Source organism: Streptomyces sp. SID13726 (genome assembly GCF_010548375.1).
Taxonomy (GTDB): Bacteria; Actinomycetota; Actinomycetes; order Streptomycetales; family Streptomycetaceae; genus Streptomyces.
In genome coordinates, this window is record NZ_JAAGLY010000451.1 from 1 (window position 1) to 442 (window position 442).

General features: G+C 71.0%; 1 protein-coding gene. It reads left to right on the plus strand.

The window, feature by feature from the left end; all coding sequences use genetic code 11:
* Positions 1-257 precede the first annotated feature (257 nt).
* The coding region (locus G3I78_RS48540; protein ID WP_164437028.1) for an ArsR family transcriptional regulator at positions 258-442 on the plus strand (185 nt) is incomplete at its 3' end.

A 442-nucleotide genomic window follows, 5' to 3' on the forward strand; every position in this document is an offset into this window, starting at 1 on the left:
CGACAGGGCGTGCCCCAGCCGCGCGAGCGCCGCGGTGTGGGTGAGCGTGACCGTCTCGACCATGGGGCCGACAGTACACGCGCTCCTGTATTCAGGAAACCCTGTACCGAGCACGGGACCACCTCGCCGAGGCCGCAGCCCCGACCCACCCGCCACCCGAGCCGCCGAACCCGGCGTTGCTCCTCACGGCGGGGCGGCTGTGGGGGAGAACCCCGGGTTCGGCGCCGTGGCGGCGCACGCTACGTTAGTATCTGCGTATGCGTGAAGATACGAAGGGGTGCACCTTCGGGGTGGAGAGCCAGTACGTCGAGCTCGCGGCGGAGGTGTTCTCGCTGCTCGCGGACGCGACGCGGGTCCGGATCGTCCTCGCCCTGCGCGACACCGAGCTGCCGGTCAACGCGCTCGCGGAGATCGTCGGCAAGTCGCCGACGGCGGTCTCGCA